This is a genomic window from Paenibacillus sp. IITD108, assembly GCF_036541265.1.
GTDB lineage: Bacteria > Bacillota > Bacilli > Paenibacillales > Paenibacillaceae > Pristimantibacillus.
Map to the genome: position 1 here is coordinate 166,252 of NZ_JAZHCT010000002.1, position 19,741 is coordinate 185,992.

The 19,741-nt window shown below is 41.9% G+C and carries 18 protein-coding genes; 6 read left to right on the top strand and 12 right to left on the bottom strand.

Features of this window, described 5'->3' with window-relative positions:
* Positions 1 to 101: 101 nt before the first annotated feature.
* Together V1L65_RS02355 and V1L65_RS02360 are read right to left on the bottom strand one after the other, a co-directional pair.
* The gene (locus V1L65_RS02355) at positions 102 to 455 is read right to left on the bottom strand and encodes a hypothetical protein (RefSeq protein ID WP_331697461.1); all 354 of its coding nucleotides are present in this window, start codon (positions 453 to 455) and stop codon (positions 102 to 104) included.
* Between the two features lie 205 nt (positions 456 to 660).
* Positions 661 to 1,740 (bottom strand): ankyrin repeat domain-containing protein, encoded by a 1,080-nt coding sequence (locus tag V1L65_RS02360; protein WP_331697462.1) that lies wholly within the window; start codon positions 1,738 to 1,740, stop codon positions 661 to 663.
* A 191-nt stretch (positions 1,741 to 1,931) separates the two neighbouring features.
* Here V1L65_RS02360 and V1L65_RS02365 point away from each other — a divergent pair, with 191 nt between their 5' ends.
* The 4 genes from V1L65_RS02365 (at position 1,932) to V1L65_RS02380 (ending at position 5,059) form a co-directional block, all read left to right on the top strand.
* Complete coding sequence (locus V1L65_RS02365; protein ID WP_331697463.1) at positions 1,932 to 2,327, top strand: hypothetical protein; 396 nt, start codon at positions 1,932 to 1,934, stop codon at positions 2,325 to 2,327.
* Positions 2,328 to 2,514: 187 nt separating this feature from the next.
* Complete coding sequence (locus tag V1L65_RS02370; protein WP_331697464.1) at positions 2,515 to 3,114, top strand: glycosyltransferase family 2 protein; 600 nt, start codon at positions 2,515 to 2,517, stop codon at positions 3,112 to 3,114.
* A gap of 59 nt (positions 3,115 to 3,173) precedes the next feature.
* Positions 3,174 to 4,193, top strand: a complete 1,020-nt coding sequence (locus tag V1L65_RS02375; protein ID WP_331697465.1) for a polysaccharide biosynthesis protein — start codon at positions 3,174 to 3,176, stop codon at positions 4,191 to 4,193.
* Between the two features lie 5 nt (positions 4,194 to 4,198).
* Entirely contained in the window at positions 4,199 to 5,059 is an 861-nt protein-coding gene (locus V1L65_RS02380; protein ID WP_331697466.1) for an SDR family oxidoreductase, read from the top strand.
* Here V1L65_RS02380 and V1L65_RS02385 read toward each other — a convergent pair.
* The 10 genes from V1L65_RS02385 to V1L65_RS02430 form a co-directional block, all read right to left on the bottom strand.
* On the bottom strand, positions 5,049 to 5,504 hold the full coding sequence (locus tag V1L65_RS02385) for an SRPBCC family protein (RefSeq protein ID WP_331697467.1): 456 nt from the start codon (positions 5,502 to 5,504) through the stop codon (positions 5,049 to 5,051). The genes V1L65_RS02380 and V1L65_RS02385 overlap by 11 nt on opposite strands.
* A gap of 208 nt (positions 5,505 to 5,712) precedes the next feature.
* Positions 5,713 to 5,991, bottom strand: a complete 279-nt coding sequence (locus tag V1L65_RS02390) for a hypothetical protein (protein WP_331697468.1) — start codon at positions 5,989 to 5,991, stop codon at positions 5,713 to 5,715.
* Between the two features lie 89 nt (positions 5,992 to 6,080).
* Positions 6,081 to 8,333, bottom strand: coding sequence for a helix-turn-helix domain-containing protein (locus V1L65_RS02395; protein WP_331697469.1), 2,253 nt, complete (start codon positions 8,331 to 8,333; stop codon positions 6,081 to 6,083).
* A gap of 52 nt (positions 8,334 to 8,385) precedes the next feature.
* Positions 8,386 to 9,249 carry a carbohydrate ABC transporter permease gene (locus V1L65_RS02400; RefSeq protein WP_331697470.1) on the bottom strand — a complete coding sequence of 288 codons (864 nt, stop codon included), beginning with the start codon at positions 9,247 to 9,249 and terminating at the stop codon, positions 8,386 to 8,388.
* Positions 9,243 to 10,157 carry an ABC transporter permease gene (locus V1L65_RS02405; protein WP_331697471.1) on the bottom strand — a complete coding sequence of 305 codons (915 nt, stop codon included), beginning with the start codon at positions 10,155 to 10,157 and terminating at the stop codon, positions 9,243 to 9,245. The genes V1L65_RS02400 and V1L65_RS02405 overlap by 7 nt, the downstream gene beginning before the upstream one ends.
* A 74-nt stretch (positions 10,158 to 10,231) precedes the next feature.
* Complete coding sequence (locus V1L65_RS02410; protein ID WP_331697472.1) at positions 10,232 to 11,836, bottom strand: extracellular solute-binding protein; 1,605 nt, start codon at positions 11,834 to 11,836, stop codon at positions 10,232 to 10,234.
* 236 nt (positions 11,837 to 12,072) lie between these two features.
* Positions 12,073 to 12,909: an S-layer homology domain-containing protein gene (locus V1L65_RS02415; RefSeq protein WP_331697473.1), complete on the bottom strand. Its 837-nt coding sequence runs from the start codon at positions 12,907 to 12,909 to the stop codon at positions 12,073 to 12,075.
* Positions 12,881 to 14,881 (bottom strand): immunoglobulin-like domain-containing protein, encoded by a 2,001-nt coding sequence (locus V1L65_RS02420; RefSeq protein ID WP_331697585.1) that lies wholly within the window; start codon positions 14,879 to 14,881, stop codon positions 12,881 to 12,883. Before V1L65_RS02420 ends, V1L65_RS02415 begins: the two co-directional genes overlap by 29 nt.
* Positions 14,882 to 15,502, bottom strand: coding sequence for a carbohydrate binding domain-containing protein (locus tag V1L65_RS02425; RefSeq protein WP_331697474.1), 621 nt, complete (start codon positions 15,500 to 15,502; stop codon positions 14,882 to 14,884). It lies immediately after the preceding gene.
* A 258-nt stretch (positions 15,503 to 15,760) separates the two neighbouring features.
* Complete coding sequence (locus tag V1L65_RS02430; protein ID WP_331697475.1) at positions 15,761 to 17,266, bottom strand: malate:quinone oxidoreductase; 1,506 nt, start codon at positions 17,264 to 17,266, stop codon at positions 15,761 to 15,763.
* Between the two features lie 302 nt (positions 17,267 to 17,568).
* Between V1L65_RS02430 and V1L65_RS02435 the strand changes: the two genes are divergently transcribed.
* On the top strand, positions 17,569 to 17,724 hold the full coding sequence (locus V1L65_RS02435; protein ID WP_331697476.1) for a DUF1540 domain-containing protein: 156 nt from the start codon (positions 17,569 to 17,571) through the stop codon (positions 17,722 to 17,724).
* Positions 17,725 to 18,027: 303 nt separating this feature from the next.
* Entirely contained in the window at positions 18,028 to 19,716 is a 1,689-nt protein-coding gene (locus tag V1L65_RS02440) for a PrpR N-terminal domain-containing protein (RefSeq protein WP_331697477.1), read from the top strand.
* Positions 19,717 to 19,741 lie beyond the last annotated feature (25 nt).

Genomic DNA, 19,741 nt, shown 5'->3' on the forward strand with positions numbered 1-19,741 from the left:
ATCTCCCTCGCACATTATATTCTGCTAACCAGTATGACTGAGACTATCCGATTCATTGTCCTTTTTTGTTGCTCGCCAATGGCTGCACAAAATGAATCCATCTATTCTACATTTAACGGTATTCTATACTCTGACTTCAATTCGACAATATGTTCTCCCTGATTGTAAACCCAGCAAAAGTGAAACGCATTGCCTTCATAGCTGGTCCGCTTGCGTATGTCTGGTAAAATCGTCGCTTCCAAATTGTTGCGAATAATGATTTCCAGTTCCTGCAGTCGCAGCAGTGCTGCGTTTGCCGCTGCTTCCGCTTCCTCGGCAGACATGGTCAGCTGAAAATATCGAAGTGCCAGCTCTTTTTCCGAATGCTCTCCTTCAAGTGACTCACCAGCGCTTTGAACAATCTCCTTGACCGTTCTGATCCAATCGCCTGTTAAGTCCATTGTTATGTCATACATTGTAAACCCCTCCAGTAAAATATTCACCTGCTGTCCTGCTACAATAGACGACCTTTCTATATGTATATATATAATAACATAAATGTTGGAAATCCCCATGCGTTGAGCTGTTAATCTTCATCAGTGCTGCATGACTCACAATTAATACGTTCTCGGCCGCCCCCATAAATAAAGGGACACCCAATAAGTGTCCCTTCCTTATTGCTTACCATTCACCCTCCATGAACCGAATGAGGTAAAGTTCGGGCTTTTCGAGAAACTCTTCAAAGCTGCATAAATCTGCATACGTCTCATGCTCCATATCGTAACAGCCTATGAGACCTTTTTTCTTCGGATTCCATACGAGCTGCAGATGGGGGTAGTTGTCGATATTGGCTGAAATGCGCAGCAGCTTTTGCTTGCCTGTCTTCATCTCTATCGTATCCATGAATGTAAAAAAATCGATATATCCGAGTTCATACTCATTTTTCGCCAGCTCAAGCCGTAGCTTGTCGCTGTTCAGAAAAGAGACCAGCTCATCCGTTAACTTATATTTTTTAAGCTCATGCTTCTTGTTCTCGAGTTGATGAAACTCTGCCGGCTCCAATGCTTTCAAAAAATCAGCCAGCGCTTTATCTTTATTGCTGACCGCAATCGTATATGGCCGCTCCCCGTCCTTTTCTGCTAAAGTAACGTCCGCACCGCGTTCAACTAGAAATTTTACCATGGATAAATTGCCTATTCTCGCGGCCACTGTTAGCGGAGTCGCCTGATAAGGATAAACCATATCGGCCTTGTTATAATTAATATCTACTCCTTGATCGAGCAAATAAGTAATCGTCTTAAAATCATAATCGGATACCGCTTGACGCAGCACTTCTCCGCCATACTGCTTAATATCCAATCCGAGCTCATGAATAAGCGGAATATTGTTTTTATGGCCATAGTAGGCCTGGGAATAAGCGCCTGACCCTACTTGATTGAGCAGATCCAGTCTGGCGCCCTGCGCTGCAACGTATCGAACGATATCTTCCTTGCAATAACGAACCGCCCGCAAAAAGGCCGGATTATGTTTGACATTTAAATTAACGCCATGCTCGATCAGCAGCTTTATTACACTCAGCTTCTGCGATATTAGCGCTAGGTCCAAAGGGCTTATTGCAGTATGCTTGCTAAGCACGATGCTCTGTTCCATATCCCAGCCGTCTGCAATTGCAGCCTGCAATGCCGGTATATTTCCTTTGGAAATATGCATCGCAATCTCAGGCAGCTCCTCGAACTTCCCAACATCTTTCAAACTGATCATCTTTACCCGCTCCCACTCAATGTCTTATAAAAAGTATAGGAAACGGACTGGTAAAAAACAACAAGTCCAAGGGCCTATGCCAGGTGACAATCCAGAAAATCCCATAGGTCCAATTGATTATAGAACACGCTGTGAAACAAAAGACTCAGTACACAAACTGCCAATTGTGGTAAACTACTGAGCAGAATAATGTGCTGCAGGCTCCGGCCCAAGAGGACGAGCGTACATATGCTATCATGCTGGACGAAATTTATCGTCAGGTTTATAGATGCGAACAAGATGAAGCCGTTTATTATGAGCCTTGTTCCAATACGCAAAGCCATCTCTTCTTGCGGTTGCTGCCAAATCAGGGTTTGCCTGATTTGCCGGAACTGGCCGCATGGTTCCGAGCGGCTTTTCCGCCTGATCTGATTGTTGAAAATGAATATACTTGCCGTTTGTTCTATCAACGGCTGGGCGGCTATATTAGATTTAATTACGCCTACAAGCAAGAAGTGGCCATCATGTATGAGCAGGCTGCGCAACAGGAGTTTGCCGATATGAAGCAATGGCTGCTATCCCAAGGATGTGAATACTGGAGCACTTAAATTGGCAGCTTATTAGTAGAAAGCAAGACAAAGAACCATGGCTAAATGCATGGTTCTTTTTTATGTCCATCATTCTGGTCCGCCTACCAATCTATTTATAGGAACCATCTCGTCTTATTACGCATATAGTAACTCGACAGAATTGATGAAACCTAGTTACTAGCCGTATAAAGGAATGAGGATTTCTATGAAATTTAGCTTTTTAAGCCCCGTCTATAATAGTCAGCAATGGCTCAAAACGATGTTGGATAGCATTCCTAAAGAATATGCCTATGAAATTATCGTTTGTGACGACGGCTCTTCGGATCAAACCTTAAATATTTTACGAGAATATCAAAAAACCTGCCCTCAATTAAAAATCTTGTTAAACGAACAAAATAAGGGCGCAAGCTACTCCTATAACCGGTGTATCGAAGAGGCAACCGGCGATTATGTAGGTATTATTGATAGCGATGATATGTATTTGCCTACTATTCGGGATGTGCTGGCAAAGATTGACGGCCGATATGACATTTATTACTACAATATGCTTACAAAATTGGGTCTGCAATTCGTAATCAACGAATCCAATCGTTACGGCTGGTGCGGTCAATTTAAAATTATTCGGCGAAGCTTTATTGGCGATGCAAAGTTCACGATTAGAAATGATATGGCTGGAGACTGCGATTTTAATAGAGTCCTGCTGGATAAAAGTCCATCTCGTTATTATACGGGTATATTTGCCTATTGGTATAACTACCCTCGTGAAAATTCCGAATATGATTTGTATCAAAGAGGTCTAAAGTAAGGCATTATTTTGTCACAACGCTTTCATGTCGCACGCTAAGGAAAGGTGTCGAGATTTTTATGTTTAAAGATAAAATACTACTCATTACAGGCGGTACGGGATCATTCGGCAATGTAGTATTAGAGCGGTTCTTGCATACGGATATTAAGGAAATCAGAATATTTTCCAGGGACGAGAAGAAGCAGGACGACATGCGTATTTTATACCAAAATAATAAAATCAAGTTTTTCATCGGGGATGTGCGTGATATCAGCAGCTTAAATACGGCAATGTATGGGGTCGATTATGTTTTCCATGCCGCCGCTCTTAAACAAGTCCCCTCTTGCGAGTTTTTCCCTTTAGAAGCTGTAAAAACGAATGTGCTTGGTACAGACAACGTATTAACCGCCGCCATTCAGGCAGGTGTAAAAAAAGTCATTTGCCTCTCTACAGACAAGGCCGCATACCCCGTCAACGCCATGGGAATTTCCAAAGCTATGATGGAAAAAACTTTTATTGCAAAATCTAGAACCGTTTCTCCTGACAAAACGCTTATTTGTGGAACACGGTACGGTAATGTCATGGCCTCACGCGGCTCCGTCATACCGTTATTTATTGAGCAAATTAAAGCGGGTAAACCATTAACGATCACAGATCCGAGTATGACCCGTTTTATTATGAGCCTGGAAGAAGCAGTCGAATTAGTACTGTATGCTTTTCAGCATGCAGAAAATGGAGATATTATGGTTCAAAAATCTCCCTCTTCCTATATTGGCGATTTAGCTCAAGCATTAAAAGAACTGTTTGGTGCAAGCAATAAAATTGAAGTGATTGGAACACGTCATGGCGAAAAAGTGTACGAGGTGCTTTTAACGAAGGAAGAAGCTGCGAAAGCGATTGATATGGGCAATTTCTATAGGGTTCCATCTGACAATCGTGATTTGAATTATGGAAAGTACCTGGAGAACGGATCTCACAAAATTACGCTAACGGATGAATACAATTCTAATAATACAAAAATTCTTTCCGTCAAAGAAATAAAGAAAAAACTGATCCAGCTTGCCTATATTCAAGAAGAACTGCGGAAATGGAAAGGATGAGCCGGTTGAAATTTTTAGTTCTTGGAGCGACAGGTATGGCAGGTCACACGATCTCCTTGTATTTGCATGAAAGAGGTCATGATGTCACGACCTATTCAAGAGCATCATTCCCTTTTTGCGCCAATATTAATGGAGACCTACAGGATCGCACTTTCCTGACATCCATTTTCTCCAATGGCCGCTATGATGCTATTATCAACTGTATCGGTGTATTAAACGAAGCATGTGACATAAACCCCTCAAACGCTGTATACCTGAATAGCTATTTCCCCCATCTAATCGTTGAACTATTAAAAAACACCCCAACTAAACTATTTCATATGAGCACCGATTGTGTTTTCTCCGGGAAATCAGCACCTTATAACGAAAACAGCCTGCATGACGGCGAAACCTTTTATGACCGTTCCAAAGCTTTAGGCGAAATAAATAACGGCCAGCAGCTCACATTCAGAAATTCTATTATCGGTCCAGATATGAAAAAAGATGGAATCGGATTATTTAACTGGTTTATGAAGCAAAAAGAATCAATATATGGATATACCCATGCTATTTGGACTGGGGTCACTACACTAACTTTGGCCAAGGCTATGGAAAGAGCCGCTGCGGAACAACTAACGGGATTGTATAATCTTGTTAACAATACAAGCATAAGCAAATACGATTTGTTACAGCTTTTTAATCAGCATTTTAAAGCAAACAGCATAAATATCCTTCCTTCTGACACCGTCAATCTGGATAAAACCTTACGAAACAATCGGACTGATTTTTCGTTCCAGGTTCCGAGCTATGATCAGATGATCTTCGAAATGAAACAATGGGTTGAATCGCATAGACATTTATACCCCCATTATATGATCAAGAGCTAGTTTCGGATTCCGCAACCTTTTTTACCCTTTCCAAAAAAGAAACGACAACCTTCTCCGTTGCGAATACCATAAGCAGCTTTAAAAACCACTTTAAGGGCTTAGTGGCAGCTGTATACCGAAGCAATGTCTTTTGGTCCTCTAATTTACGCAGCTCATATAAAGCCGTAATCTCAAAGCTGTTCGCCAACGTAAATCCAATTTTCACTTTCTTATTATCCGGTTGATTGGAATAATCCAGCGTATGGACATCGTACTCCTCGATGCGCTTGCCTTCCTGATACTTTTGCCGGTAAATGCTGCCAACGCCTTCTTTCGTAATTTTAATTGGTTTATTTTCAACTACCTGAGGCATAATTTTTTGCATCTGCTCTAATGAACCATCCAGATACGACCATACATGCTCAATCGGACTATGTATTTCAATTTCGCTTGTCCACTGCTTCATTACAACAGCCTCCTTTTTAATGAATGTCCTATTTATCCATTCTAACTGATAGTTGATTAAATGTAGATCAAATATTTCGTATTGTTTCCTTTGGAAAGGCGCGTTTACCGATGAATGATAAGAACAAGTTTATAAAAAAACTTATACATTCCTATAATTTAAAATAACCTCCTTACGTTTGGTTAAACGCAAGGAGGTTATAATGTTTTTACCGATTATCTGGACTTTCTTGTATTTCTTGCATTTGCTGCTTCAACCGCTCAAGCTGCTCTTTATTTTGCTCGACAATGTCCATATGTTCTTGATGCTGCTCTGCATTATACAGCGCGTTTTCTGCATGGGAAATGGAATCGTAAGCTTGCTCCACCACCTGCTCCGCCGGGTGTGACATCGCTTGCTTCACTGCATTGTTTGCCTTTTGGACAGAATTGCTTAACAAGGTGCTGGGATGATCCTGCTTCCAACTTATATCTGAGTGTTTTGCCAAGGTGATTGTTCCTCCCTGTCGATGGAATGATGTCGTCCACACCATAGTTTTGCAAAATACCCAGAAAAGTATGCACTCCCTTTGTGGTGTTACAGATCAATTTGCTTGCGAAAATCTGTTGGGGAGATGCCCATATATTTTTTAAACGTAATTGTAAATGATGAAAGTGTAGAATATCCGGTTTTTTCTGCAATTTCTGTAATGGAGTCATTCGTGTCTTTCAAAAGCTCCCTGGCATGCGTCAATCTTACTTTATTTAAATACTCGACATAATTAACACCGAAGCTTTTCTTAAAAAAATAAGAGAAATATTTGGGTGAGGTCTCCATGACTTCAGCAATATGATCCAAATATAAATCCTTCATATAGTTCAGCTCGATATACTGAGCAATATATACCGGGTTCAGCTTATTTTTAGGCTCTGTTTTGCTTAAACGCGATAAATGCTGTGCTACCTTTACTAATGCATTCTCAATCGCAGCACCGTTCGAGCGACTATCCAATTGCTGCAGGAACTCATGCTCAAGTTCATACAGTTGCTGTGGAGCATTCCCAAGTCCGCCAGCTATATTAATTAAATAGAAAAATATTGTTTTTGCAATATGCTCAAGCTGATAGTAATGGACATTACGCGCAATATTTTCTTGCATAGTTTGCTTTATAATGGCAATGCCCTCATCCGCTTTTCCTGTCAAAATGTAATTCGACAGCTTCTCGAGCCTCTCAAAAGGCAAGTATGCGTTCCAAACCAGGCGAACAGATTCGGCATCCAATAAAATATCGCCTTCATTCACCTGACGATGCAAGCTGGCATTATTAACTTCTGCATAAGCATGCTGGCAATTCTCAAGCTCAGATATATAAACTTTGCTGACGCATCCCCTGCAGCTATAACCATTTAATTCATGCTTGCCAAGACCTGCAAGCGATTGGCGTGCTCTCCTTAGCCATACATCCTTATCCTCCGGCGCTTTCATTCCAATCAATGCAATATAAGCAGTGTGATCATAAATTACCGTACCTGACAACTGCAGCTGGCTCATTCCTTCCTGCAATACAGACGCAAGCTCCTCAACTGTTTTGACGGATACAGTTCCTTCGTCAGACACATCAAGCTCAAATTTAACCATGACAAAATACTTTTCACTAAAGAAGCGAGTATAATATTTCTGCAGTTGAAAATCATGCTCTTCATGATGTAGTTGTCCGTGCAGCACTCGTAAAAATATATACCTGAACTGTTCTGCATCATAGCTGGAAATTTGCTTGCGGTAAGTATCGTTTTCTGATTGCAGCTTTACAATACCGCTATGAATTTTCCGAAAATCATCCCCCTTGCTGTTCCCCCCGCCCAACTGCCGGATAATTTTCCTGACAGGTCTATGCATGTACAAGCTTGTGCTTACAGCCACCACAATAGCACTGACACATGCCAGCAGCATAATCATATAGTTGGCTTTCTCGACGGTACCCAGATTCTGAAATCGATAAGGAACCTTCTCAATATAGGTGTAATCGTTGTAATCCGAATAATAGAAGTTATACTCAAAATTTTCTTTGGTCAAAGACGTATCCGCATTAGCTGAAAGCGTCGCTTCATTCAATATATCAACAATATCCAGCTGTTTGCCAGTGCTGTATACTATATTCCGGTCTTGATCAAGCATTGTCAAAGTCGCACCCGGTATCATCGGCTGCTGGTTTACATGCTTCATAAGAGCATCGCTATTGATCATAATAATAATTTGCTTGCTGGAGGCGCTCATTTTGTTGCCAGCCACAGCCATAATCAAGTTTTCCGTTCTCGTTTGCCGATTAGTTTCACTATAGATCGTGTACTCTTCTGCAGAGAAAAGCTTAAACGGATGCTGCGCTTTAGCATATGCTCTCCAATAATCGGCATTATAGGAGGCATGATTATATTTTGTGTTAAACAGCAAATCAAAGCTGCTGGTTCCTTTGGAGGTTACTGCCAGATTGGAGGAATCGAAGAAAACTACAACCTCTTCAATATAATCGACAGTAGAAATCAATGTCTCCAAATTTTGCACCAGTTCTTGAACTTTAAGCATCTGAACATGGTTATCTGCAGTGAGCGCCAAGCTGTCATAGGGCGGCAATCGATGTATGGTATAAATAATATTGTTTATGGTTCGAAAACTATTGTCCAATGACTGTACGATTGACTGCACAACTAGACCGTTATTTTCTGACACCTTTTCATAAATGCCGGATATTAAATTGCGATAAATAAACAAGGTGGATACAAACATAATGACGAAAACCAACAGCCCCGAGATGAACACCTGCAGCATGCCTAGATTTGTAAACAATCGTCTCACCAACAGTCAGCTTCCTCTCATTATGAATGTATCCCCTAAGCGTAAATATGAATTATCCCTTCTCAGAGCCGAGCATGACACCCTTGGCAAAATATTTTTGTGCAAACGGATAAATCAGCAGCACAGGGATCATAGATAGTACGATTGTTGCATTCTTCATAGCTTGCGGCGCCAGCGCTGAAGCGTCAACCAGATTGGAATCGCTTCCGTCTCTAAAAATAAGCATATCTCTCAGCACGACCTGCAGCGGGTACAGCGTCTGGTCATGCAAATAGATCATCGGCAGAAAGAAGCTGTTCCAATGCCCGATAAAATAAAACAGACCGATGGAGGCAATAGCCGGCTTGGACAACGGAATCATAATATTAAATAATATACGAAGCTCCGATGCACCGTCCATGAGTGCCGCTTCCCGCAATTGCTCAGACATATTCTCATAAAACGTTTTTAAAATAAGCAATTCGAATGTCCAGATTGCGTTCGGCAAAACAAGCGCCCATACAGAGTCCAGCAAGCCTAATCTTTCAACAATTAAATAGTTCGGTATAATACCGGGCTGCAGGAACATCGTAATGACAATTGCGAACATAAAATACTTTCGTCCAAAAAAGTCAGGCCTGGAAAGCGGGTACGCGGCAATTGATGTCATGGCCAAATTAATAAACGTGCCAAGCGAAGTATAGAATATAGTGTTTAAATACGCCCTTGGAATTTTATTATCCATCAAAACTTTCTGATATGCATCAAAATTAATTCCTTCCGGCCATAAAAATATATTTCCCTGTATCACACTGGCTGTATCGCTTATCGATATAGATGTAATATAAACAATCGGATAAACCGTAACAATCCCTACACAAAGCAGCAACAGTGTATTGAACACTGTAAAAACATTAATTTGGCGTTGTCCTACCACAATCCTCTGCCCCCTATTCTCTTGCTGACAAAATGTGCGAGCAACAGCATCGTCATTGCGATCACTGCTTCGAACATGCCGACTGCAGCTCCATAGCTGTAATTGGATTCCAGCAAGCCTTTTCTATATACAAAGGTGGAGAATACATCTGCAACATCATAGGTCATAGAGTTATAGAGCAAAAGCACTTTTTCATAGCCGATGCGAATCATTGAACCTGTTTTTAATATAAACATAATGAGTATAGCTGGCAAAATGCCAGGTATCGTAATATGCCGCATCATATGAAAGCGATTTGCTCCGTCTATCCTTGCAGCTTCATATAATGTAGGGTTCACTCCCGCGATAGCAGCCAAATATATAATCGCCTCATAGCCTGTATTCGTCCATATTTCAGACAGCACATAGATTGGACGGAACCAGCTCGAATCAACAAGAAAATATTTGCTCTCAAAGCCAAACAGCATCATAATTTTATTTACCAAGCCTTGTGATGGCGAAAGAAAGTCAATAATCATACTGCTTATAATAACAACCGACAAAAATGTCGGCAGGTAGCTTGCCGTTTGCACCGCTTTCTTAAATTTTTCCACCCTCACTTCATTCAGCAATACAGCTAACAAAATCGGAAAAGGAAAGCTGAATACTAATGTGGATACGCCTAGCAGTAACGTGTTTCGAAACAATTGCAGAAACTCCCGGCTTTCAAAAAACTTAATAAAATGCTTTAGCCCAACCCAGTCGCTTCTAAGTATTCCTTCAAAAACGTTGTAATCTTTAAAAGCAATAATCAGTCCGTATAAAGGGCCATAGCGGAAAATAATATAGAATGCCAGACAGGGTAAAAATATAAGCAGCAGCTGCTTATCCCGTGCGGCATGTTTAAATGCATTGCGCAATCTTGCCACAGCACCTTCCTCCTTTGCCAAGCAGCGCCCGATTCACCCGTAATCGGGCGCCTTTACTTGATGCCCGTTTTTATTTATTTCGCAGCTGCATCATAACGCTGTTGCGCTTGATTATAAGTCGCTTCCAGGCTGGAAGAACCGAGCTTCTCGGCGTATTGCAGCCAATCCTCCCAATTTTTCTCGCCATAAGCTGGATTTAGCACATAGTTGGAATTGAACTCTTCAGCTGCTTTTTGCAAGCCCTGCTGCAATTCCAATATTTCTGCTGTTTCTTCATCTGTAAAGTTTAATATGGGATCAAGCGGCTCAAAGGATTTGGCAGAGAGCATCATATCCTGTGCCTCTTGTTCTTTCTCTGTAAAATTGTAGTAGACACTTCTGCGGTCAGGACGCAGTGTGGCTCCTTCCAGCCATAAACCATATTTGTTGTCAAGCACACTAATATCGACCAGTGGTACATCCTTCAACTCTGGATAAACAGGCTTATTATCAACCATTGTAAAAGTCTCGCCTTCAATGCCCATTGACATTAAAGTTCCTCCAGATGGGCTGGACAAATAATCAAGCAGCTTCAAAGCCACTTCTTTGTTAGCGTTATTAGCAACTGCAATATTCAGCTCGTTGTTAATTGGAAACAAGGTTCGAATATTTCCTGTTGGACCAACCGGATTGCCGTATCGCAAATCATAGGAAGGATTTTTACTGCTGATTTGGTTGTAGAACAAATCGAGCCTTCCGATCCAATCAAAAGTGACAAATGCTTTATCTGTTGTCATTTTCGATGTCCAGGAGTCTGATGTATCAGTCAAAAATTCCGGATCGAGCAAGCCTTCATTAAGCAATTTCTTTAAGAAATCAAGCATATCTTTGTTTTGCTGCTGCATCGGAGCAAACTTCCAAACCTTATTAGCCTCGTCATAATACATGGGATAGCTCTCCCCGCCAATTCCCCAGCCATATGCATAATCTTTAAACAAATTGGCTGCTGTCTTGGAAGCTAACGGATAGCTTTGCGGGTAATGCTCCTTTAAAGCCTTTAACGCTTGATAAAATTCCTCTGTATTCGTCCATAGCGGAATGCCATGCTTGTCAAATATGTCTTTGCGGTATAAGAAACCGTGGTTAACATCACGATTCATGTTATATATAGGCCAAGTATACAGTTTTCCGTGCTCATCTCCATACGATTGAATAACCCAGCTGTTTTCTTCAAGATATAGCTTGGAGAAATTAGGAAGCTGGTCAGCATAATCATTAAGGGCAACTACTGCATTTTGCTTGCCAAGCTTTTTCACTTCCGCCAGGGTTAAGCCATGAAAAACATCGGGCAATTTGCCTGACCCAAGCGTTACGCGCAATTTTTCCTGAAATGTGGCTTTGGAGTAAGTTTGAAACTCTACTTTAATCCCGGTACGCTTTTCAATCTCCTTTACAATCAGTTTGTCTTGTACCGGATTTTCACTCACTAGCATCCATGTAATCGTTGTCGGTTTATCAACTAGTGGAAGCGTCAATCCACCTGTATCACCGTAATCAGCTGCAACCTCTGTTGTTGGTGATACGGTTTCATTCCCCCCGGATTGATTTGTGTTTGTTGCTGCCGGTTTCGGATCATTTCCTCCACAAGCGGTCAATAAGATCATCATGGCTGTAACAAGAATAAAAGAAATCTTTTTCATGAAGTGCTTCCTCCCATTTTGATTGTCATTTTTAAATTTGTTATGTGACACATTTCATATATTAAGTAAGCGCTTTAATTCCGTAAATAAGAGGAATTCGTGAGCAGCAATATCCCGGCTCCTCTTTCTAAATAATCCCCAAAACCTTGATGTATCAAGGGTTTGGGGCGGGTGGAAATAATATAACAATAGAAATACTAAAACATCAGATGCTCGATTGGCCAGGCTTGAAGCTCTTACTCTGATACATACGAGACTTTGGTTAAAAAGCGTTTCAACATAACAACCATCTCTGCTCTTGTAAGTACTCCTTTCGGATCAAGCCGATTGCCCGGTTTACCTTGTACTATTTGATCTTGCAAGGCAGCAGCCAGATAAGGAGCGGACCAACTGAGCGACTCCGTATCAGTGAAAGGAGCCAGCACCTTTATTTGCGACTCAGACAACGAAAACTCGAACGCAGCCTCTGAATTTGAAGCCACTAAAATCTTGCTCTTCCCTTCCAGCAGTTCTATTAAATCATCAGCCTTTATATCGACATACGTTCCTTTAAAACTTACTTTAATCTGGTCATTGTCTTGTTGGACTGGATTTTCTGGTGAGGTTGAGCCTCCTTCATTCCCGTTGTTTCCATTATTTCCGTTATTGCCGCCATTGTTCCCATTTCCATTACCCGCTTCTTCTGCGATCACCGTTAAGCGGAACAGCTTCTTTTGCTCAAGGCCGTTTAATTCAAAGGTCGCTCTTATATCCACAGTGACATTACCGGCATTTGGTGCAGGTCTAACGACTACTCCACTATTGCTGATATACTCGGGATGATCGGACTCCCAACTAATAATGGACCCATTCACACCATTTGCCGCAAAAACAACATTTTGCGTTACTCGACCGGCATGATCGCCGCCGCTATAGCCAATTACATTCGCTTCTGCATCCGCATGAAGCTTGGCAGCAGCAAGCCCGCTATCCAGCATTGCGTTGCTATCCATATAGGAGTATCTTACAAGACCTGTAAAATCAGAGAAATAAATATTGCCTACATCATCTTTTTCGATAAAGTTTTCCTGCATTTATTTTTGCTTTGGCACTAGCTGTATACTCTTTCTTTTTCTCAGCACGCACAGCAGAGCTTTGAATAACAATGGCCTCCGTGCCTGGTGAGTTCACTTCAAGTCCTGGGCCATTATAGCCCTGGTTCGTCACCGATACCCGTTCAGAATCACCCGTAAGTTGTTCCCAGCCGTTTATTCCGTCACTAAACCCGGAATTTTGCAAGCTGGTTCCGACGGATACTTGCACAACCGCTTTCTTCATCACTTTTAACGAGAAAGCACGTTCCATCGACCGCCCTCCTCGTGTGATACGTGCGGTCAAGGTAACATCCGTATCGGCTTCAGGACGGTTAATAACGCCAGTTCTCGAAAGAATATGTTCATGGCTGGAACTCCACGCAATCAAAGTGTCATGGGCGCCCACTACCGGCAGCCCCAATGGTCCGGATACACCTGCAGCCGAGTCCCCGCCTATATAACGAATAGAAAGAGAGCCTGCATCCGCGCCCACTGCATCGTTATCACTTATTACTGTATTATCCGCTTGTGTGCTTGCCTCAAGTTGTACATCGTCTATCCACACCTGTCCCGTATAAATAGTGGTCGTCCCGACGCCCAAGCTTACAAAACGGGTTCCAGCAGGAGCGGTAGCTGTTATGGTCACCGGTGTCCAATTGTTTCCGGTACTGTTGCTGTAAGGGCCTGTAGCCGATTTCGTTTCAATCAGATTGTTTCCACTGTCATAGAAGTACAGATAAAAATAAGCGTAACTCTTTCCTCTTCCCAATTGATAGAATTGCGCTGAGGCCGAATAGGTTATATCGGGCGCAGCCAATTCCTTCACACCTTCCAACGTATAAGCCTGTGCAGCGCCCGAATCAGCAATGAGCAAACTTTTCTGTCCGGCATATGCACGATTCGATACCGCATCGATAGTTGATTGCGTGCCTGCAATCATCGTCCAACCTGCCAACCCGTCCTCAAAACCTGCGTTTACAAGCGGCAGATTAACATGAGTTGTCGTCATTCCTGTTGCTCTGACTATTAAAGTAAACGTACGTGTAACCGTTTGACCGTTGGCTGAAACTGCAGCTGTCAGCGTAATCTCCGCATCGCCTTCTTCCATACTAGGTCGACTGACAGAACCGCTCGCCGCAATAACTTGTTCATTATCCGATGACCATGAAATGGTTGAATACCGGCCGCTTGTTGGTAACGTTAAATCCGCTGTAACAGATGCCGCCGAATCCCCTTCAGCAAATCCAATTTCAATCGCTTCCTTATCGAGTTCCAGTATTTCTGTATCCTTATAACAGGAAAGTTCAATATCATCGAAATAACTTATTCCGACATTGCTCGTATTCGAACTCAGCACGACGGATACAAATTTGGCGCCTGCCGGTGCAATATCGGAAATCTGCATCGTATGCCAGCTGTTTAGAACTTTGGAAGAAATCGCATTTTGATAGAGCACACTGTCATCTTCCGCATAAAAACGCAAATAAATCGTAAAATTGCCTTGTTCAATAAAAGCTTTGGAGGAAGCCGTATAATATAACCCTTCTCCTGCCTCAAGCCGTTCACTTTCTACTCCCAAGGCTCCTGTTGGACTGTTGTCTGTAAACTTAATGCTATAGCTTCCCGTATGTTTTTGAGTGTTAACAACTACAGCATCAGCTGCACTGCCTGCAATTTGTCTCCATCCCGTACGATCTCCCGTCTCAAACCCGGCATTTGTTAAGACAACTGGGTAGCTTAACACCGTCAGAGGAAACAACTTTGTTACGGAGGCGGACCCGAATTGCACGATCGCTGTTAAAGTCACTTGCTGGTCTCCGATAAGCGATGATGGGCGTAATACCGTTCCATCCGCCGTAATAATCTCAGGGTGGCTTGAATCCCAGGCTATGGTTGATCCAGCCATGCCAGCCGTTGGAAGTTCTACTCCATTCCTTACAGTATCCGCATTATCTCCTTGTGCGAAACCGATTTACAAGGCTTGGCTGTCACTTTCAGCAATGTTATAGTCATCGGAATCCTCATCCAAACTGACTGCATCAAAATAAGCACCTTCACTGACATAACTCGTTGTTGTGGCAAGCCTGATACTGACATAGGCCGCTCCGTCAGGAGCATTCCGACTGACAGATAAGTCTGTCCAGGCATTATTGAGATAAGTTGCAGTTGCTTCTGCTACAGGAGAAATCGGGATTAGCGCATGATCCGCATTATAAAATACAAGACTTATATTGGCGTAACCAGCCGTTCTTCCTTTCTGATAAAACTTTGCGGCTGCCGTATATTTGTACCCCTCGTTAACCGCAATTTTATTACTTTCCACCATATAAGAGGCAGATTTGCTGGTATCCGCTATTTTCAAACTTTTTAAGCCCTCTGACACAATAGTGCTGTCAATCGTGACCTGATCTTGTGATCCTACTACAAGTGTCCATCCCTCCATTCCGTCTTCAAATCCTGGATTGGTTAAGCTCAAAGGCGCAGCACTTACACGCACTGGTGAAGTATAGCCAAACATTGAAAACACAATGACTATACAAAGCCCTGCACATAAAAACCTTCGCAACCCCCTCTTTAATCGTTGACTGTTCATCTGTTTCTTTCTCCCTTCAACGTGATTTACACTGCAAAATCAATCTTATGTAAGCGCTTCACCAAAGTAAATCTTACTTTTTCCTTGCTCTTCTTTTTTCACACGGTTAATGATAATAGATTCAAATTGCTTGCTGTCACTGCGTTTTTTAGTGCTGGAAAAAATATAAATATAGAAAATAGATAAACCTGCATCGTGTGTACAACAAAAAAGCCTTCATCCTCCATTTGAGGACAAAGGCTATTTATTTTTACTAGATTACTTTGAGGCTGCTTGCAGTTCTCCGGCCAAGCGAAGCGTTTTAGAGGTTGAAGCATGAATTTCGCGGATCAGCTCAGGATTTTTAGCCAGCGATACGCCATAAGAAGGAATCATTTCTTTAATTTTCGGCTCCCATTCCTTCAATTGCTGCGGGAAGCATTTCTTGATTACTTCCAGCATGACGTGAACGGCTGTAGAAGCACCCGGTGAAGCGCCAAGTAAAGCCGCAATTGAACCGTCAGCAGCGCTTATGACTTCTGTACCGAATTGCAGCGTACCTTTCCCGCCAGCTTCAGTGTCTTTGATAACCTGTACACGCTGACCTGCAACTACCAGTTCCCAATCTTCACTTTTAGCTGTAGGAACAAACCCTCTTAAATCTTCCATACGCTTTTCTTTCGACAGCATCACCTGCTGGATCAAATACTTAGTCAATGGAATATTTTTGGCACCTGCTGCTAGCATCGTAACGAGATTATCAGGTTTTACGGATGTAATTAAATCGAGCATGGAACCATTCTTCAAAAACTTAGGAGTGAATCCTGCAAAAGGTCCGAAAAGCAACGACTTTTTGTTATCGATATATCTTGTATCCAGATGCGGAACAGACATTGGAGGAGCGCCAACAGGAGCTTTTCCGTATACTTTCGCATGATGCTGCTCTACAACTTCCTGGTTTTTACATGCCATAAACAGACCGCTTACCGGGAAACCGCCAATACTTTTGCCCTCTGGGATACCGGATTTTTGCAGCAAATGCAAGCTGCCTCCGCCTCCGCCAATAAAGACGAATTTCGCAGCATGACGTTCTACCGTACCGCTTTCCAGGTTACGCACCTTTAAATCCCACAAGCCATCGCTAGTACGCTTGATATTATCTACACTATGCTTGTAATTCAATTGCACATTTTTCTTCTTCAAGTAATCGAACAGTATGCGAGTTAATGCGCCAAAATTGACGTCTGTACCAGAGTCGATCTTCGTTGCTGCGATCGGTTCATTGGATGTCCGTCCATTCATAATTAGCGGGATCCATTCCTTCAGCTTATTCGGATCATCAGAAAATTCCATCCCCTGGAACAAAGGATGGTTGGACATGGCTTCATGGCGTTTCTTTAGAAACTTAACATTCTTCTCGCCTTGCACCATACTCATATGCGGCAAAGGCATAATGAAATCTTGAGGATTGCGGATCAAATTGCTGCTTACAAGGTAGGACCAAAACTGTCTTGAAATTTGGAACTGTTCATTAATAGAGATTGCCTTGCTAATATCTACCGATCCATCTGGTTTTTCGGAGGTATAGTTAAGCTCACAAAGTGCAGCATGCCCTGTTCCCGCATTGTTCCATTCGTTAGAGCTTTCCTCACCTGCGCTTGCTAACTTTTCAAACACCTTAATTTCCCAGCTCGGTACTAATTCCTTCAGCAGTGCCCCTAAAGTTGCACTCATAATCCCGGCGCCAATTAAAATAACATCTGTTTTGGTTTGTCTGTCGCTCATTTTTACCGTCCTTATACCCTACGATTTGCAGAAAGGATGCAGGCACTATGTTTAAGCGCCACAGCGAAGCAGGGCGCGACTTTGTCACACATCTTTCTGGATCAATAATAACTTAATATTAGTGTATCACTATTAGATATAGATTAAAATACGCTATTACTATTATATGATAGTTGCAAGTTTTAATCGAGCTATTTCCACTATTTTTCAGAAGGGACTGCTATATAGAGAGATCGTTTTTCGGCAAGGTATAAAAAAGGACTCCATCCGTCCATCCTAGATAAGGAAAGGAGGTGAGTCCATTGGCAAAAGACGTTTTATGTGAGGTCAACACCTGCAAGTACTGGGCGACAGGAAACAATTGCAGAGCTTCTTCCATTTATGTCGTCTTCAACCGTGGTAAGAAAGCATCCAATTCCGAAGAAACCGACTGCAAAACCTTCGAACCAAAGGTTTAATGATGTTTAGCTTCATGAACGACGGACAGCCCTGATCGCTGTCCGTTTTTTTGTTCAGAAATAGTGTAGCCAATAATGAGAATTATTATCACCAAAATCTGCAAAAAAATTAGTTTGTTTTATTGGACTTGAAAATTTGCTAAAATCCACCTCTCGCAGCAGGCTTGAATTATGGAGCAGGATAGAGCTTGCCAGTCTATTCGAAATCGTTTCAACTGGTTGAATCCGTTACAGTTGCGCTATAATAAGAAAAACTACTGAAAAAAATTGTGCAGCAAAGCGGGATAAGAAAGTGGTGATTTCATGAAAATAAAAGTACATATTATCGCACCTTATGAATCGATGCTATACATTATTAAAGAATGCATACCTTTATTTCCGGAGCTGGATATTGCTTATTCGGTTGGCGACTTGGCAAAAGGTGCGGAAATTGCCCTTTCTGAAGAGAAAAAAGGGACAGATATTATTATAAGCAGAGGCGGTACCGCAAAATTAATTAAAAAAGCCGTTTCTATTCCCGTTATTGATATGCAATTATCCGGTTATGATATGATTCGCTCCCTCTCATTAGCCAGTCATTTCGAGGATAAAACCGCCATCGTCGGATTTCCAAGCATTACTTCGGGTGCGCAAGCCATCATTGATTTGCTGGAATTGCCGCTGGAGGTATTCACCATCAATAGCTCGGATGAAGTAGCTCCTTTATTGCTGGAGCTCAAAAATTTGAATTTCAAGCAAATCGCCGGCGATGTTATTACTCTTGAAACGGCTAATGCCTACGGTCTTAAAGGTTTTTTAATTCAATCCGGCAAAGAGACGATCATCAGGTCGCTGGAAGATGCAAAACTGATCTATGGATATCTATACAATAGCAATAAAATAAATTATATTCTGGAGCAGTTTACGTTACAGCAAAATCGCAACTTACTTATTTATGACGCTAACAATGAATTGATCTATGAGCATTTAACAGACTTTTTCTCCAGCCCTATAACGGAAGAACAGCTTTCGCTCTTGCATGCCGATCTTGACCTTCAACAAAATAAAATAACGAGAAATTTCGTGTGGAATGATTGCCTGATAGACATCGCCGGTTACTATCAATCCATTAATGGCCAGCTATACAAAATTTATATGCTGCAAAAAAATAAATATAATATTTTAAAGCAAGACGGAATAACTCTGCACGCCGATACATTGAATGAACCTATTGCGGCGATCTCCGCCCCTATCCGTTTCCTCCTTGATCGGATAAAGGTGCTGTACGAAAGAAATGAGCCCATTCTATTACAGGGAGATCCAGGAACGGGCAAAGATTTCATAACGAGCTACATTCATCAAGCATATACGAAGGACGGTATGCTGATTACGATTGATTGTCAGCAATGTCAGCTTGACAATATCGATAAGGATGCGCTGACCAATGTTCGAACCATTAAAATAAAAAATATAGACCCTATTCAGGATCATAAAAAAGTGGCACAGCTCGTCCAAGCTTGTCTTAAGCAGAACATTCACCTTTTTATTATTACAACTGATTCTTCAGCAAGCCTCTTTTTTCAAAAGCTGCGCATAAACAAGCTTATTATGCCAAGTCTGGCTGAGCGGGAAGAGGATATTCAGCCTTTGGTCCAATATTTCCTCGCCGATTTCCATCAGCGTCTTGGCACTGCACCTGTTAAAATCAGCAATGATGCCTTACAGCTGCTGAAAGATTATACTCGCAACGCCAATATTGATGACTTAAAACAAATCGTTAAGCAAATTGCTCTGATTGAAAAGGATTTTGTCATTCATTCAGACACGATCCAAAGTGTAGTAACAGATTCAACAAAGGATATCGCCGGCACCATTTCGTTAAATGGTACTTTAAGGGAAATAGAGAAAGAGATAATAAAACATGTCCTTATGGAAGAGAATAATAACCAGTCAAAAGCAGCAGAACGACTGGGAATAAACCGGGCTACTTTATGGCGCAAACTTAAAGAATAATTTTAGGTTTGTTTTTTTTTCTACT